This window comes from Dyadobacter sp. 32, assembly GCF_902506755.1.
In the GTDB taxonomy this organism is placed as follows: domain Bacteria; phylum Bacteroidota; class Bacteroidia; order Cytophagales; family Spirosomataceae; genus Dyadobacter.
Genome location: NZ_LR735258.1, coordinates 4021623 through 4038030, shown reverse-complemented (window position 1 = coordinate 4038030; position 16408 = coordinate 4021623). Strand labels below are relative to the sequence as shown.

Genomic DNA, 16408 nt, shown 5'->3' with positions numbered 1-16408 from the left:
TGGGCGAATTTTGTCAGCTACACCCATCCACTTATGCTGGACATGGACCGATGGTGCAGCAAACGTAATGGCCGCGATTGTCAGAGCTTCAGAAACAATTTTTGGTATTGCCTTATCATGGGTTACAAAACCAGGCTCACCGCCCTGGGAAACTTTGTACTTACTCTGAGCATGTTCTTTTTTGCCTAAATGTGAGCACCATTCAGTTATTCTGTCTTGATGTGTTTATGATTTGCATCACATCTAAGCCATTTCTTCAATTCCATTCGGTATTTCTATATGATATGCAGGATCGTTTCCAGGCAGGATAAAATTAAACCCAGGGAAAGTCAGTTTAGTTTCGATAAGTACGGACTTCCAAGGGTCTTTATTTAAAATCGAACTAGGTGCAATATCGACAACTACCAATTTTGTAAAGTCAGCACAATGGCGGGAAACCATGGAAGGCCCGACTTCAAGAATTTTGGTCGTCATATCCTGTAATATTTCATCTCTTTGTTTTCCACTCGCTTTTGATGCAACATAAACATCAATAACGCTATCACCTGCAGTGGCATAGAGGGCTTTTTGTGACGCGACCCCATGTTGCTCAATGTTGTTATACATGGCTTTAGCTTGTTCAAATGGTGTTCGAGCAGAACTCGTGATCGTAGCACTTGTGTTGCCCGAGCTAAGAAGAAGTCCCTTTAAAAAATCTAGAGCAAAGGCAGATATGACTGACCTGTTAACATTCGGCGTGAAGGACACAGATATATCATTTACAGTGTTTAAAGCATTAGCTATTCCTGCCAGATTTTCCCTTCCAGCTAATCTGACATTAAAACTTCTTGCAATGAGTTCTGAATTACTCTTCTGAACTTTTTCATCTAAATTTTCCAGTTTTTCAACTGTACCCGTAAGCTTGTCAATTAGTTTTTTATAATCCAGAGTAGTTGATGGATTTGCCTTTGCAATAACCGCTTGAAATATGCCTTCAAGAAAATCGGTACCTGCGTAACCAATGGTCAGCAACATCATAAAATCTTCCGGCTTCATATTGTAATTAAGAACCCAGCCCGTAATAGTGAATATTCCAATACCACCCGCTGAAAATCCGATCGCAAGACTTGAAGCAATTCGTTGAAGACTAATTTTACTTTCCTCAGCGTTTGCTTTGGCGAGACCTACAAAAGTTCTGATAGTCTGTCCGGCTATTCCAATTACACCGCCGGATACAAATTGAGTTAAAATTTCGGAGGGAGTCATGAGTTTTTTGGCAATATCGATTAAGATTGACGATTAGCTTCACAAATTGCTTTTGAGCGGAGGGTGTAACAGAAAAGAAAGCGACAAAAAACTCTCTCGGTCCAGGTTCGTCCCAGCACTTTTCAAACATGGAGAGGAGCATAGTGGGGTGGTTTGTTTTGTAGGCCAAATATTTTTTGGTGTGGTTCTTTTTGATGCCCCTTCATTTACTGAGATAGTAGCTTATTAGTATCGACTTTCAAGATCGGATAAACATTGAGAGTGAAAAAGTCCTCGGCATTTGTAGCCGCAACAATTATACCTTTGGTTCTGTCTCTAAATTGCGGGTATTTATATGCCATTGACTTTTGGAAAGATTTAATTTCCGCTAAATACTCAGGAATTTGCTTAAGTGTTGCTTCATAATCTGCAATGAAATCTTTCAAAGCATTTACGTTCGTTTTGATTTTTGTCGGTGTATCCTCACATTTATAGGTGGGCGCAAATGCATCAATACTGGATTTGAGTTTTTTATTCTGACTGATATATCCTCGGAGTTTAAAATTTATTCTGACTAACTCATCATATGCATTCATGGACATATTTAAAAAAACTCGGTTTGAGTCTGCCTGCGCCATTAAATTGTTTAATTGATCTTCCTGTTTTTTATCTTGGTTCGAGACAACTCCGATAAGCTTCATTAAACCAATTACACTTACTCCTGAGGCAAGAGTTGCATTTTTAGAATCTTGGTTTTTAAAAAATAGAGACGATACCGATACGATCGAACCAGCTATTGTTGCGAAATTATCCGCTCGCTTCCATGAATTTCTTATTGGCTTGTAATCCCAAGGAGAATAAAGTTGTTGGACGGTATCTTGCAGAGCAACCAAAATCTGCATGAAAGTTATTATGTTCAATCCATTTTGCATTTGTTTTAATATTGTGGAACCTGCTTCGCAGTTAACCTTCAACTTGGCCTCTTCGTTCTTTTCCTGCGACTTAGATAGGGAATCTATTTTGCCGGAAACATAGGTTAAGAGTTCTCTATTTTGTGGAGTGTTTTGTAATTTTGACCTAGTTTCGTCGAGTTTTTTTGTTAATGTAGTAAGTGTTTCCGTAGTTTTCTGATTCTCAACTTGTAGTGTAATAATTTTATCCGAAAACTGTTTCAGATTTTTATCAAATACAGTTGAATCGACTGGAGTGGTTGTGGCTACTTGTGCAGATGACACAAAGGATATACAAACTAAGATGGTAAATAATGGAGTTTTCATGCGCATGATGGAAATTTTGATGGATTTCTGTTTAAGGGACTTTTGGTAGTCTGATAGCGATGGATTGAAGAATACATTTTTTAGAGTCTTGTTTTCAAAATTGGGTTTCACTGAGTCAATTGAGTTTAAGTGGTTAAATGCGGCTCAACAAAGATGTTTTCTGAGTTATCAGCTACTATTATGTCCATTTCCTCAAAACTGCTAAACAATACCTAACCTCCGGGCTGGGTTGTTCGTATTCTCAATTCGAGAGACCTGAGTTTTTATCCAATTTCTTTTTCATTAGGCGATGGTAGCGAGCATCTCTACGACAATGTTGATAAGAAGACTGTGGATCAGATATACGAATATCAATCCAATAGCAATATAAATGGCGGTTGTATTGGAAAACATGTCAGAATGAAGTTTAGAGGGTAGTATATTTGCGTAATATCGGCCTTGAGTTCTCCTTGGTAGGGCGGGAATTATTCCGAAGCTAATTCATTGCAAACCAGTCTATATTCTGCTTGTAACGTTCGGTGTTTTCAAGCATCTAGTAACGAGGTTTTTACACTCCTGAAATTGTGCCCAAACCTTTCGCTCCACTCTTATTGTATCAAATCAAGTCACATCCTCTCCCTGCCCCGGCCCCAGATCCGCATACTGTATCATTTGCTCCAGATTAAATTCCTCTCCAAGTGACGGCTTCCAATTCACTTCTTTCAAAATGGAATCGGCGCTTCGGCGGATGAGACCTATGATCGTTTCGGCAACTATCGTACTTCCCAGCTGCCCTAAATGCATCCCTCCATTTTGAATCGATGCTTCGGACAGAATATAGTACCACAGCGGGGTTTTAATATGAAGTTCCGCCGATTGCAGCGCAACTTTTTCCACTTCTGTGGCATTATCTAAAATTGCAGTGCTGCTCAAAACGCCTGAGTTACCCAGGACTTGCCGGGCAAGGGCCTGCCCTGTCGGCAAGCTTAACAGGTAGCCCCGCAGTAGATTTCGCTTCGCCAGGAACTGAAAGATTCCTCCGGTACCCGGGCCAGCCAAATTTTCAAGGACAGAAGCAAGCCGCGTATTGATTCGTCTCGCTTTATTGGGCATGCCTGTTTCAAAGGGCAGGAACCGGTCCCATTCAATGATCCAATCTGCCGGAAGTGACGGATAACCGCCCATATCTCCTCCTGAGCCCGAAAATCGGAATAGATGCACCAGGCTTGTGGATGTATGGAGGCTGTTGAAATGGTATACCTCGCGCACCATGCTATGGCCAAAACGGTAGGCAGCCGCAGTAAACTCTATCGGTATAAAGAAGTTTTCGTCAGTGGGGTCATAAATCTTGTTTCCTTCCCTCAGAATCTGGTCGACAATTTCAGGATCACAGATTTTTACAAGAAAATCATGGAGAACGATCCATTGATAATGTTGACGGACAATTTTTTGGGCAGCCGAAAAGTCAACACCCCTTTTTGTCATGACCGCGTTGTGAAACTTGAGAAAAGCAACGTGCAGTTGTGCAATGACCGTGTTTTCATCGTTTCGAGGGTCTCCTATCTCAGCAGTGAGGCTTCCATTCAATTTCCTCGGAAGGTCATTGGCGTCTGTTTTGTGAGGTGGCCGCTGAGCGGGGTAGGAGACATTACCCAATTCTAAACTTCCATTTTTTAGTTTTCCGCCCTCATAAATACTGTCCAGATCCAAAGAGCCGGATCGGGTGTTTTTTAGTTTTTTCCTTAACTCTGCTGGCGCTATTGGCTCAAAAAAAAGGCTGCCAAAGGAGGCATGGGCAATGTCATTGGACGCGGCTTCCAAAGTAATGTCGTGGTCTATAAACTGGCCCAGGTAGGTATATGCGGAGGGTATCTCCGAATCACCATCCGGGGCGTCATTTTTTTCACTCATTGCTGCCCCCAAATTTTTCAACGCCTGTACTACCTCTGGGGTATTGTGTAACCGATTGTCCGGATCTTCCAGGAGCTCACGGAAAAGATAGTCATACGACTTTAGGTCGATCGTGAATATTTCTCTTACATTACCAATCTCAATTTCTTTAAGGGTTGGGTGGTTCTTTAATCCTGCCAAGCTGGGGAAAACAGCAGGTGGAAGCACTTCGGAAATATTAGAAATTTGTTGATTGAATGCTTCTAAAACTTCTAAATCGACATAGTTTCCGTGTTTTGGGTTATTTGCCATCATATCAGTCGAATTGATGTTTCGATTAAGGTTGGTTAATTATCTTCTTGCCACCAAGGTGTTCGGGCATCAATATGGTTGTGAGCAAATTTAGGCAGTTGGAAGCCGGGCGGCAATACTGAAATTTCAGTATTTCGCTTCAAATCAATCCGTTAGTAAACGCGAACTGCACCAGTCCACCGGTGTTCCTGGTGCTCGTTTTTTCGATCATCTTTTGGCGGTGTGTGTTTACAGTGTGAAAACTGATGAATAGCTTGTCGGCAATAAACTTGCTGCTATGACCTTCGGCGATGAGTTTTATGATCTCCAGCTCGCGTTTACTAAGTAGGGTTTGGGCTTTTACGGGGGTGATATTGTCCGACGTGAACAGAAAGTATTGACTGTCGAGGGTGGACGATAAAGCGGCAAGCTGGGAACCAGTCCTTTTCCACTGCGTTATGTCGTTGCAAACGCCTAGCAGGTGTGTGATATTTCCTTTTGCATCCTGCTCTAAAACAGTGTTTTGTTCCAAAATTCGTATTACTTTTCCATCCGGCTTTACAATCCGGTAGTCATAGCTAAACCTGAAATTCTTCCTGGATTCGGAAGAAATGGTAGCCAACTTTTGCCATACCTGACCGAAGAGCTTCCAGGTATTAACCCGATCTTCCGGGAGTTTTATTTCATCCTGAAATTCGGGGCCTTTTGCTGTATAGTTTTCCAATGAATAACCGAAGTGCTCGAGGGTATTGTCACTGATAAAGGTATAGGTATGTGATCTTACATCCATAATCCAGGTTACGGAAGGAGCCTGGTTGAGGATATTTGCAAACGTAAAAGACTGAATATTCGTCACGCTGTTTTCGGCAGTAGGCGATGCTTCGGTCCAAATCAGTGGCAGTTTCCGACAGGGTTTTTCTGGTAACAATGTGTGGGTATTCATATTTCATTCGTTGAGGAGATGGTATTGAATGACGCTTATTTGTATACGCTATTCCTGTTGTTGTGCAGAAGTAGCACCATAAGGAACGAAACTCGTTATTCGTCTGGCCAATTATCAATCAGAAGACATGTCAAAGGTCTGTATTTTTTTTGCGGGAGGATATCCCCCATATCAATGATTTCGTATCCTCAGATTCGGGGATGTCAAATAATGGAAATCAGGTATTTCGTCGGATTGGCAAAGTGCCGAAATTTGTAATGTTGCAGGGGCTCGGATGGTTTGATCCCCGAATGAAAAAAATGAGCAAAGGGCTTATAGTCAATATATTGAATAATTAGAAAAATTTGTTTTTAATTATTTATTTCACAGTTTAGAGCCGATTTGACGTTGGCCTCACAACATGCGCATACTAATAGCTGATGATCATAGGATTTTGTTGGATAGTCTTGCCCTGCTTTTGTCAAGTATGGACGGGATTGAGGTGGTATCCAAGCACACCAATGGCCGGCAAATACTGACTGCCCTGGAAATTGAACCAGATATTGATCTGGTGGTTTCAGATGTACAAATGCCCGTTATGGGTGGCATTGAGCTCACGCTTCAGATGCGGGCGCAGTTTCCAAAGGTGAAGATATGTTTGCTTACCGTGGCCGATCAGCCGGAGGCGATTAAAGAGGCCATTCGTGCGGGTGCCGATGGCTACGTGTTGAAGAGTGCCGAACGCGGTGAACTGGAAGCGGCTCTGCATATCATTGCGAAAGGCAATAAGTTTTACAGTGAACAGGTCATGATGCAGCTGGCCAATAATACCGGTATTGAATTTACACCTGATGTAGATAAGCCGCAAAAAATTGCCATCACACAGCGTGAACTGGAGGTGCTGAAGTTGATAGCCATGGAATTTTCCGGAACCCAGATCGCAGATAAATTATTTATCAGCCCTACAACAGTCGAAACCCATCGTAAACACCTGATGCAAAAGCTGGGTGTGCAGACAACCCTCGGACTGGTGAAATACGCAATCAAATTTCAGATTATTTAAATAAATCGTTTCACGTTTAACCCCCTTCTCACTTTATGCCAGATTCCCCAACAAAATATTTTCAAATGAATGGCCCCTGCGAGATCAGGATTCTTGAATCAGCAGTTCAAGATGATTCAGACCGCGATGCGGTAGACCTCGAACTCTACTTTTACGATGAGAAAGGGGAAAAAATCATCAATGAAAGCAATCCTTTGGTGATGTCGGTCAAGTATAAGACCGGGCGACTTAAATTGATCAGAAGTGTAATGCTAGGGGAGTTAAGTGAGGAGGGCTTTGCACTTCACGAAGAAACCCTTAAAGTTGTGGCACCCGGGATCAACTGGCAAACAGCCGAAGCACCCTCGCCAGCGACAATGCCCGATATGAATCCAATTAAACCACCTCCGCGACCAACGCCCGGTGGATCCTAATTTTGCGTTTCAGTTATAAGCAAATTCCCATTGATGCTAACCGTTTCAATGGGAATTTTTATGGTTATCCGGGTCCCTATTTCTGCATCAGACGGTGCTTCGAAACTTCCTCCCAGGGATTCAAGACGGGTTAGGATGTTCTGAAGTCCGATGCCCCGTTTTTCATTATTGCTTTTTAAGCCTATTCCGTCATCATTTACCATTAAATGAAGTTCCGAAACTGTTTTCAACAGCTTGATTGATACCGCCGAGGCTTGCGAATGTTTAATGGCATTGTTGATCAGTTCCCAAACAATACTGTAAACATTAAACTCTATTTCAACGGGTAGCCGTTCCTGTAGATTGATAATCGTTAGTGAAAACTGAAGAGGAGAATTTTGATTCAATTGCCTGATCAGCGTGGTAAGCGTTGTGACCAGACCTTCTTTCTCAAGTTCGGCCGGCAGGATGTTATGAGAGATATTGCGCACTTCGGCATAAGCGTTTTGTATAAGATGTCTTAAATTTTGATAGATGGATTGCTGAGATTCGGAAAGATATTCTGGGTTAATCGATTGGATGGTCATGTTTACTGCACTCAGCAAGCTACTCAAATTGTCGTGCAGTTCAAGAGCCACACGTTTACGTTCAATCGTCTGCCCTTTGAAAAGAGCTTGTTTAATCTCTTCATTTTTCCGAATTAGTTCCCGGTTTGCATTCAGCAGATCTTCTGTTCGCTGACCAACTCTGATCTCGAGTACTTTGTTGATATCTGCAAGCTCTTTTCTGGCTGTTTCAAGTAAAGCTCTTTGGCGGTCAATCTCGCGGTTTTTTGCCTGTAAATTCCTGTTGTTCCAAAACAGTACGGCAGTAAAAAATACAATGGCCAGGATTCCCAAAGTTAAACTGTTGGTTGTCTTATCCAGCTGTTGATTTTTGAGCTCCCCTGCCAGTCTTTTCACCCTCTCCTTTTGCAGGGCATTTGTTTTTTGTACATTATCATATTGAGCCTGTAAAGCTTCTATCTGCCGCTGGTTTTTCTCCCTTGATAAATTGTCCCTTAGAACGGTATAATTTTCGAATGCCTTCAGCGCCTTTCCTGGCTGTCCTGTGTTTTTGAAAATAGTGGAAAGCTTCTGCTCCGCTTCCATAACAATGCTCCCATTTTTGATTGAGACCGCCATTTTTTTTGCAAGCAGGCAATGGGCGTAGGCTTGTTTCCATTTCTTTTGCTTTATGTACAAATCAGTAGTATTGAGTAGAATATTGCCTTCTAGCTCAATGTTTTCTATTTTTTTCGCAAGAGAAAGGGCTTGCTGGTAAAATTCCATAGCCCTCGTTACTTCGCCCATATCGTTCAGAACGCGCCCTACAGCATGTAAACCATAGGCCTCATACCAGGGGTCATTTTCGGTTTTTGCCAATTTGTAAAGTCTTGTATTCACTTTGAATGCATCCTCCAGATGCCCCTGTTCCCGGTGTATAGACCCCAGCACATTTAAAATTGATAACTGGATATTTGTATTGGGGTGTTTAAGCAGAATTGCCAGCCCCTGTTTGCATAATGTTGTTGCCTTCGGATAAAATTTCAGGCTTGTGTATGCATGCGCCAGGGCTCCTTTGGAGAAGGCCACACTTGTGAAGTGATTCAACTTTTCGGCAAGTAACAGTGCCTTATAATGAAAACGTATACTCTCGTGATGATCACCTTTGATTTGGGATAGATAACCGCCATATTGAAAGGCATAAATAAGCTCTTTTTGTAACTTCTTGCTGGTGGAAAGGTTAATCATCATTGCATTGTAATGAAGCGCCGAGTCAACATTAACGTTGTCATAGGATTTCATAATCGCTTTTAGCGTGTGACAATGTAAGGTGTCTTTGAAATAACCATCTGGCTGTTGGATAACGAGAGCCAGTTTCCGTTTTAAGCTATCAATCAGCCTGGTTTGGGAGAATCCTGCATTTGTGAGAAAACACAAACACAGCAGCAGATATTTTTTCATGGTCGAGGATTTTAACAAACTTACATAGTCTGCCAATACTTTCAAAGAAGTAACTATTCATTATTTGTGGTGCAATTTCATAGTAATCAGTGAATTGTGGTTTTTGTAGGCCTTGATGCCGGCCACTTTTTGCAGGGGACACTAATCGCACTTTGGGGCATACCTATTGAAAGATCACACTGTATAAATGCCACAGTGCTCTCAAAGATATGGAAAAGCCTTGTTTGTAGCCATGAACTACGTTATGCAGAACGGCCTAATTATACGCAGTTGGTTGAACGGGAAATTTTGTACGTAACCATGCGTATTGTCGCGATAAAAAGTACAGTTGAACCACATGATGGTAGCAGACGGATTCCTGGTTTCAGTTCCGCTTCAGAGGTTGGTACAGGATCCTGTTCGGGAAAACAGAAACTGTAACCAGTTCACCAGCAACCATCTTGCCGGTTTTTGTATTCTTCAATACTGGATCTCAACAAAAATATAAAGATTTCAAAACTCCTTATCACCAAATTCACTGGCAGGGAGTTTGGATTTTTTGGAAGTCTGGTTCAGGTTGTAGCTCAGGTTCAACAGGAAAATGTCGGTTTCCTGAATGTAATTGGTGGTGGTAAAAAAGTCCTTGCCGAATGTGGTGATCCGTTGCTGGTTGGAGCCCAGAAGGCCCAGATCTATATTCTGCCATTGGAGCGTTGCAGCCAGTTTGCCTTTCATAAATGTCTTTCGGGCCGATAGGCTGGGGACCACAAACCTGGAGTCTTCACCTTGTGCCGTTACGCGTTTGGATAAATAGTTCAGCGACGCCTGCAATTGCAAAGTTTCGGAAAGTTTGAAGGTGGTGTTGGCATTAATCGAGTAAATCCAGCTGGCTGTATTGACAAGCACATCTCTGTCGAAAAGTGATCCTTTTATTTTATAGTGATAAAGGTTTCCACCCGCATAAAACTGCCACCATTTCGCAAAATTCAGTGTTGTCCCTGCTTCCAGCCCCCAGGATGTGGCCAGGCCGGCGTTGGTGTAGATTCTGTTTAATATCGTGTCATTGTAAACACTATTCACCCGGTTCACCACATTTTTGATGCGCTGGTTGTAAAGTGTTGCAAAGATGCTTCCTTTTTCAAATTCTTTGATCGCACCCAGCTCGGTAAGATCAATGAACTCGGGAAGAATATCCGGATCACCGGATTCAAGTGTTTCGGAATGCTCGCGCTCCGGAAATGGGTTGAGCTCATTGTTGGTCGACCGCTGCACCCTTTTGCTGTAACCTGCCTTAAACCGTAAAGACTTGCTGACCAGGTATTGTAAATTCAGCGTGGGAAACAGATTGGACAAGTTGAGCTCACGGGTAACTTCGTTTCCGGCTGTAAACGCCCGCTGCGCATATTCGTAGCGCAAGCCACCGGTGTATTCCAGCTTGCCTGCTTTGGCACCATATTGCCCATATACCGAATGGATATGGTTGGACACTTTCGTTGTACTGCTAAACGCGGGAATGATTACGAATGATCCGCCTTCAAGATCCAGGTATTGGAAGTTTCCCTTCTGAACCTGGTTTCGGTATTGGTAACCGGTCTCCAGTTTCCCATTCCAGAGCGTGGTGGTATAGTCGCCCTTTACCCGGTATGCAGTGAGCGGGTTTTCGCTCGGGTTACGGCTGCTTTGCAGAATAGCCTGTCTGCCGGGCTCCGCGAGGTTATTATTGGTGGTCAATCCATTCAGGTTTGCTTTTTCAAAAAGACCGGAAACGGTTAGAAATGACTTATTGGTAAATGTATGTGTATAGTCCAGATTGCCCAGTGTGATGCCTGCGGACTTGCGGGCTATATTGGAATTGAAATAATTGATCCTTCCTATGACGGCACCAGTGGTCAGGTCGGTTTTTGTATTGTTGTAAAGGATATCTGCCCGGCGCGACTGGGATCGGTAACCTGTGTATATGCCGGCTGAAAACGTGTTTTTTGAGTTAGGTGAGTAGGAAACAGCACTCCGTAAGGTGTAATTGTAGCGGATAAAACTCCTCTCACCGCTGGAGGGAAAGGAAGTGAACACATTATTTATGGTGGTGTTGACATCCCCAACCCGTCTGCCGGCAATATCATTGCGTAGATAATTGCCGCTCAGGTTAAAGTCCCATTTATCGCTGCGCACATTAAATGTGGCATCGGCCCCGTAGCGTAAAGGGTTATTCAGGTTGTTGTAACGATAAACAGGCGGCAACCCACCCTGGACATTGACTGAAAAAGACCGGCTACCGGCCACCGCGGTCCTGGTAGTAATGTTGATGATCCCGGCTTTCCCATCCGGATCAAAACTGGCAGATGGCGAGGTGATCACCTCGATGTTTTCAATTGTATTGGCCGGAATCTGGTTGAGGATCGTTGCCGGATCGGTCTGTACGGGTTTTCCATTGATCAATACCAAAAATCCCGAAGATCCGCGAAGACCAATGTTGCCTTCGCTGTTGACGGTGACAGAGGGGGTGTTTTTGAGCACATCGATGGCGGTTCCGCCCTGGCTACCAAGGAACCGGTCTGCCCGATAAACCTGCCGGTCGATTTTATGCTCGAGCGTTTGACGATCTCCCTTTACATTTAATTCCCTGAGTGTCCTGGGATCCGGATTCATAGCAATGTTTTCCAGGTTCATTTGCGTTTGGCCTGGGGTAAAAAGGGGGACAATCAATACGGATTTGTTATATCCGATATATTGGGTCTGAATGTAATACGATCCGGCAGTAATGTTTTCGAACGTATAAATGCCACTTTCATTGGTAAGTACGCCTCCTGTAAGGGTCGAATCGGGACTTGTAAAAAGGGCTACCGAGCAATAGGCCAAAGCCTGGCCGGTCTGCTTGTCTGTTATCCTGCCGGATATAGTGAAATTGCGCTGGGCGAGAAGTGAACCTGTGCAATGAAGTAGGATGGTTATTGTAATTGCGAAAACTTTCATCATGAGTAAATAGCTTCTTTCTGATATGGGAAGAAGTGGCAAAATTAAATCCTATTGACTCCGTAGACTTTGTACATAAGTGCCCATTTCTGGTACATTCAGGAAATGCCTTTGCGGTATACCCCGGGTGACACACCAGTTTGGCGTTTAAAGAATTTGTTGAAGTGTGAAGGATCTGTGAATCCAAATTCATACGTTAGTTCTGTCAGGTTTTTAGGAGAATACAAGAGCAGTTTTTTTGCTTCGGCGGTCAACTTATCATTGATCACCGTGCCAGACGTCTTCCCCAGAAAGGTTTTGCAGCCCTTATTCAGCTTTTTGGTTGTGGTATTGAGCTTATTGGCGTAAAATCCTGTCTCATGGTTGGCTCTGAATTCGGTTTCCAGGATAATGAAGAAATTTTTGAGCAATTCTGAATACACCGTTGTCGGCGCCGGTTGCATGTGACGCTTGAGCAGGTTGAATAGCAGAAGCAGGTACGTCTGGATCACGGCCTCGAAGTTTGGTTTGCCTTCGAGGTATTCTGTTTCCATCTTTTTGAAAATCATTTCGAAGTTTTCACCGGCATCATCCAGTTCAAAAGCGCTGGGAAAAGACAATGGGAACGTTTGGAACAAGGTGTGATAAAGCGGGTGCTCCAGTAGAAAGTCTTTCTGGATCATGGCCACATAGCCCCTTGGTATTGCTGTAAGCTCCCAGCTGTGGATCTGACCGGGCATAACCAGATAGAGACTGGGAGGTTTCACGGAAAATCGGTTGAAGTCGATCTGGTGTGTCCCTGCTCCCTGCTCTAAGTATATGATTTCAAGATAGTCCTTATGACCATGCGGTGTGGTGGTTTTAATCACCTCTTTCATTCTCTTTATTCTGAACAACTCTTTGTTGGTGAGCTTGTTTTTAACAGGAATTTCCATCAATCTTGGTTAAATATAATCCGTAAATGGTTTTCAGATGCAATCCTGTCCACTACTGGGGATATTTCATAAACTTAAATGCATTTTAGGCAGTCTGACTCGGAAAACATAAATTTCTAGTCTTTTTCCTCAATATCTACTCCGGTTTTGGAAAATTTCTGATCTCGCCGTTAAGCCTTGGAAATGAATCCAGATAGTCGCCGTGGCCGGTTTCCCGCGGATCGCTGGTGGCCGTCTGATAATTTTTCAATTGGCTTCTCAGCTTGTCGATCTGTTTTAAATAATCTGTTTCCGTGATCAGGTTTTTGAGGCAACCCGGGTCTTTGATGATGTCGTAAAATTCCTCCAATGGACGTTTGTCGGTTGCCAGGTGAAAATACGGCGCAATTTTAGGATCCTTCCATTCCCTGATGACAATGTTATCGGCCGACTCATCAATGTCATGAAAACCGGAGTTGACCGGTTCCAGATTTCCTTTTGCGTCATACTTTTGCGGATCGCCGGCTGGCCAGCGTTCGGGTTTGTAATTTGTAATAAAAAGATATTGTGAAGTACGTATGCTCCGCTGCGGATAACCCAGATTATTGTACCGCGAAGATGAATGCCGTTCCCGTGATGAGAAGGCAGCATCTCTGTTGCTTTTGCCCGATTGAAGTAAGGGGATCAAACTTTTACTTTCGATCGGATAGGTTGGTAACGAAGCTTTCCCTGCCTCCAGAAAAGTAGCGTAAAGATCGATCAGGCTTACCACCTCTTTGTATGTGACCCCTTTTCTGATCTCATTTCCCCAGCGGATAGCCAGCGGAACGTGAATACCATATTCATAAACGTTGGCCTTGGCGCGGGGGAAGGCCATCCCGTTGTCTGCTGTTACCACGATAAGGGTGTTGTCCAGCTCACCCGTCTGTTCCAGCTGAGCCAGTACTTTTCCAAGTTGGCTGTCAAACCATTGGATTTCAAAGAGATAGTCCAGTATGTCATTCCGTACCTCAGGCACATCCGGGAGGAAAGGTGGAACATGCACTTCATCGGCCTTGAATCCATTTGCAGCTCCGATACCTTTCTGATAACTCCGGTGCGGTTCATAGGTTCCCAGCCAGAAGAAGAAGGGTTTGTCTTTTTCTTTTTTAGTATAAAAATCGGCGAAATTGGCGGCATAATCCACATCCGATATACCTTTTGGACTTTCCTGTTTTTTGCTCAGATAAGCATCACCGGCAGGGTTTCGGTTGCGCCCTGAGACTTTGAAGTTGCCCGGCGCCCATCCTTTGCCCGTGTACCCTACGCTATATCCGGCCTTTTCAAGCAAATCAGGAAATACCTTAAACTCGGAAGGGAAGCTACTGGCATGTGTGCCGGCCTCCTTGATCTGCCAGCAATTAAGTCCGGTCAGTATGGCGGCCCGGGACGGACTGCATCCTGGTGAAGCAGCAAAAGCATTGGTAAATAACACACCTTCCTGAGCGACCCGGTCGAAATGGGGCGTCCGGGCAGCCTTGTCGCCATAAGCACCGGCATAAGGGTACGACTGATCGTCCGAGATGACGAAGAGAATATTGGGGCGCTTGGTTGCAGATGTGGTCGACTGCATTTTGGCAGAAACCAGGAGCAAGGCAAGAAGCATTGCCAAAGATGAAATGATCAGTTTGTTCATAGCTATTTTATTTTTCACCTTGTTGGAGGATCTTTTTTGCCGCGCGCACATCATAGTCGCCGTCTTTTGGGTTTCCTTTCAAGAGCGCTTTTACGTTATTGAAAGCGGGTTTAGCTTTGTCGCCAATCGTTTCCAGCACGTTCAATGCCTGTACTCGGGCCATCTGATTGTTGCTTTCAAGCGCTTGACTCAATGTTTGCACGGGTTTATCCGTCTCTCCAAAATTCAGCAGCGCTTCCGATGCCGCGATACGTACACTGATTTCGGGATCACGCAATAACTCGTTGAGTTTTGGTCTTGCAGAAACCGCCTCCTTTTTAAACACGATTGTGCCGATCACCGCCCAATACCGTACCACGGGGTCTGGGTCAGCCAGTCTTTGAATGATTTCAGGAAGCTTCGACGGGTCTCTGGATGAAGCGATTTCAGCAGTTTCAATTACTTTTTTGAAATTATATTTACCACTCAGAGCATAACCACGCAGGGGTGTAGTCTCTGCGATCTTGCTGAGCAGTGCTTCCGGGATAAAGCCAACGTCTTTGGATTCGATAAGCCAGTTGTGATTGGCCGCGCGAAGTTTCAATAAAATGTCTTTATATTTTGGGTCAGCGGCGAGGTTGTTCACATTGTGGGGGTCTTTTTCCGTATCGAAAAGTTCCTCCGCTGGTTTTTCCTGCCAGAATTTCTTCTGGACTTCATTTAACCGGCCTGCCTTGTATTCCGCCTCCCAGGATGGCATGGATGGTGCTTTCCACAGATATTCCAGGTGTTGTGCATAGATTTTGTGGGGCATGTAATTGCGGATGTAACGGTATTTTTTATCCCGGACCGTTCGGGACAAGTCTGTACGTTCGTCCATTCTTCCTCTAAATCCGTAGGCATAATCTCTTGCTCTTACCTGCCGTTTACCCAGAAATGCTTTCCCCTCCATGTGCTGGGGAATCGGAATGTCTGCCAGGCTGAGCACACTCGGAGCAAAATCATGAAAAGTGACGATCCGATTGGTGGTACTTCCTGCTTTTCCGGAAGCCAGGGAAGCAAATTTCTCCGGAAAGCGAATGATGAGTGGTATTTTCAATCCAGATTCGTACAAAAATCGTTTGCTTCGGCCAAGAATACCCCCGTGGTCACTGTAATAAAATACGATTGTGTTTTCTGTAAGACCTTCTTTATCAAGCTCTTTTAGAATAATTCCAGCCTGCCTGTCCATTTCCTCGATCTTATCATAATACAGCGCCCAGTCGTGTTTCATTTCCGTCGTTCGGGGATGATACGGAGGTAAGGTGACTTTGTCCGGATCGTGCTTCAACTTATCCTTTGGAACCGGGGAGTGAATATTGCTTTCATGCGATACGTTCAAATTGAATACAGCGAAAAAAGGCTGTCCTGGCTTGCGGTTTTTGTAAGTGGCTTTTCCGCTGGACTCGTCCCAAGCTTCCGGCTGATCCACCGTGTTATAATCTTTTTTGGCATTATTGGTAGTGTAATAGCCCGCTTCCCTAAAGTAGTGTGGGAAAAATTTGACAAAATCGGGAACCGGATAGGTGCTCCGCATGTGCTCGGTGCCGATGGACGGAGGATACATACCCGTGATCAGTGTGGATCGGGAAGGTGCGCAGACCGGGGCAGTTGCAAACGCATTCTTGTAAAGTACCCCCTGTTTGGCAAAGTTATCCAGATTGGGCGTGGTGGCAAACTTGTCGCCATAACATCCCAGAAACGGACTGTTGTCTTCACTTACAATCCAGAGTATATTGAGCCTGGACTGCTGTGCTAAAACCGGTGTAAATGTCAGCAGACCGGCGGTTATGAACAACAATATTTTATGCATGATGGAGATTTATCAA

Annotated in this window: 11 protein-coding genes; 2 read left to right on the top strand and 9 right to left on the bottom strand. The window is 44.1% G+C overall.

From position 1 onward, the window contains the following. Positions 1 to 243 precede the first annotated feature (243 nt). The 4 genes from DYADSP32_RS16305 to DYADSP32_RS16290 form a co-directional block, all read right to left on the bottom strand. The gene (locus DYADSP32_RS16305) at positions 244 to 1245 is read right to left on the bottom strand and encodes a hypothetical protein (RefSeq protein WP_149241744.1); all 1002 of its coding nucleotides are present in this window, start codon (positions 1243 to 1245) and stop codon (positions 244 to 246) included. A gap of 206 nt (positions 1246 to 1451) precedes the next feature. Beyond that, positions 1452 to 2501 (bottom strand): hypothetical protein, encoded by a 1050-nt coding sequence (locus tag DYADSP32_RS16300; RefSeq protein WP_149241745.1) that lies wholly within the window; start codon positions 2499 to 2501, stop codon positions 1452 to 1454. A 600-nt stretch (positions 2502 to 3101) separates the two neighbouring features. Next, the gene (locus tag DYADSP32_RS16295; RefSeq protein WP_149241746.1) at positions 3102 to 4685 is read right to left on the bottom strand and encodes a peroxidase family protein; all 1584 of its coding nucleotides are present in this window, start codon (positions 4683 to 4685) and stop codon (positions 3102 to 3104) included. 136 nt (positions 4686 to 4821) lie between these two features. Next, entirely contained in the window at positions 4822 to 5604 is a 783-nt protein-coding gene (locus DYADSP32_RS16290) for a LuxR C-terminal-related transcriptional regulator (RefSeq protein ID WP_414617833.1), read from the bottom strand. A gap of 400 nt (positions 5605 to 6004) precedes the next feature. Here DYADSP32_RS16290 and DYADSP32_RS16285 point away from each other — a divergent pair, with 400 nt between their 5' ends. Together DYADSP32_RS16285 and DYADSP32_RS16280 are read left to right on the top strand one after the other, a co-directional pair. Next, on the top strand, positions 6005 to 6646 hold the full coding sequence (locus DYADSP32_RS16285) for a response regulator transcription factor (protein WP_149241747.1): 642 nt from the start codon (positions 6005 to 6007) through the stop codon (positions 6644 to 6646). Positions 6647 to 6681: 35 nt separating this feature from the next. Further along, on the top strand, positions 6682 to 7059 hold the full coding sequence (locus DYADSP32_RS16280; RefSeq protein ID WP_149241748.1) for a hypothetical protein: 378 nt from the start codon (positions 6682 to 6684) through the stop codon (positions 7057 to 7059). Here DYADSP32_RS16280 and DYADSP32_RS16275 read toward each other — a convergent pair. From DYADSP32_RS16275 to DYADSP32_RS16255, 5 genes are all read right to left on the bottom strand, one after another. Continuing rightward, entirely contained in the window at positions 7056 to 9044 is a 1989-nt protein-coding gene (locus DYADSP32_RS16275) for an ATP-binding protein (protein ID WP_149241749.1), read from the bottom strand. The two genes, DYADSP32_RS16280 and DYADSP32_RS16275, sit on opposite strands and share 4 nt — an antisense overlap. 492 nt (positions 9045 to 9536) lie before the next feature. Beyond that, on the bottom strand, positions 9537 to 11996 hold the full coding sequence (locus DYADSP32_RS16270; RefSeq protein WP_414617832.1) for a TonB-dependent receptor domain-containing protein: 2460 nt from the start codon (positions 11994 to 11996) through the stop codon (positions 9537 to 9539). A 95-nt stretch (positions 11997 to 12091) separates the two neighbouring features. Further along, on the bottom strand, positions 12092 to 12907 hold the full coding sequence (locus DYADSP32_RS16265) for an AraC family transcriptional regulator (protein WP_149241750.1): 816 nt from the start codon (positions 12905 to 12907) through the stop codon (positions 12092 to 12094). A gap of 136 nt (positions 12908 to 13043) precedes the next feature. After that, the gene (locus DYADSP32_RS16260; RefSeq protein WP_149241751.1) at positions 13044 to 14561 is read right to left on the bottom strand and encodes a sulfatase; all 1518 of its coding nucleotides are present in this window, start codon (positions 14559 to 14561) and stop codon (positions 13044 to 13046) included. A 7-nt stretch (positions 14562 to 14568) separates the two neighbouring features. Then, positions 14569 to 16392, bottom strand: coding sequence for a sulfatase-like hydrolase/transferase (locus DYADSP32_RS16255; RefSeq protein ID WP_149241752.1), 1824 nt, complete (start codon positions 16390 to 16392; stop codon positions 14569 to 14571). Between the last annotated feature and the right edge of the window lie 16 nt (positions 16393 to 16408).

Excerpts from the sequence above, each read along its gene's own strand:
- DYADSP32_RS16265 (WP_149241750.1), bottom strand. The coding sequence starts at position 12,907 with ATGGAAATTCCTGTTAAAAACAAGCTCACCAACAAAGAGTTGTTCAGA.
- DYADSP32_RS16285 (WP_149241747.1), top strand. The coding sequence starts at position 6,005 with ATGCGCATACTAATAGCTGATGATCATAGGATTTTGTTGGATAGTCTT.
- DYADSP32_RS16295 (WP_149241746.1), bottom strand. The coding sequence starts at position 4,685 with ATGATGGCAAATAACCCAAAACACGGAAACTATGTCGATTTAGAAGTT.
- DYADSP32_RS16255 (WP_149241752.1), bottom strand. The coding sequence starts at position 16,392 with ATGCATAAAATATTGTTGTTCATAACCGCCGGTCTGCTGACATTTACA.
- DYADSP32_RS16280 (WP_149241748.1), top strand. The coding sequence starts at position 6,682 with ATGCCAGATTCCCCAACAAAATATTTTCAAATGAATGGCCCCTGCGAG.
- DYADSP32_RS16260 (WP_149241751.1), bottom strand. The coding sequence starts at position 14,561 with ATGAACAAACTGATCATTTCATCTTTGGCAATGCTTCTTGCCTTGCTC.
- DYADSP32_RS16275 (WP_149241749.1), bottom strand. The coding sequence starts at position 9,044 with ATGAAAAAATATCTGCTGCTGTGTTTGTGTTTTCTCACAAATGCAGGA.
- DYADSP32_RS16270 (WP_414617832.1), bottom strand. The coding sequence starts at position 11,996 with ATGATGAAAGTTTTCGCAATTACAATAACCATCCTACTTCATTGCACA.
- DYADSP32_RS16300 (WP_149241745.1), bottom strand. The coding sequence starts at position 2,501 with ATGAAAACTCCATTATTTACCATCTTAGTTTGTATATCCTTTGTGTCA.
- DYADSP32_RS16305 (WP_149241744.1), bottom strand. The coding sequence starts at position 1,245 with ATGACTCCCTCCGAAATTTTAACTCAATTTGTATCCGGCGGTGTAATT.
- DYADSP32_RS16290 (WP_414617833.1), bottom strand. The coding sequence starts at position 5,604 with ATGAATACCCACACATTGTTACCAGAAAAACCCTGTCGGAAACTGCCA.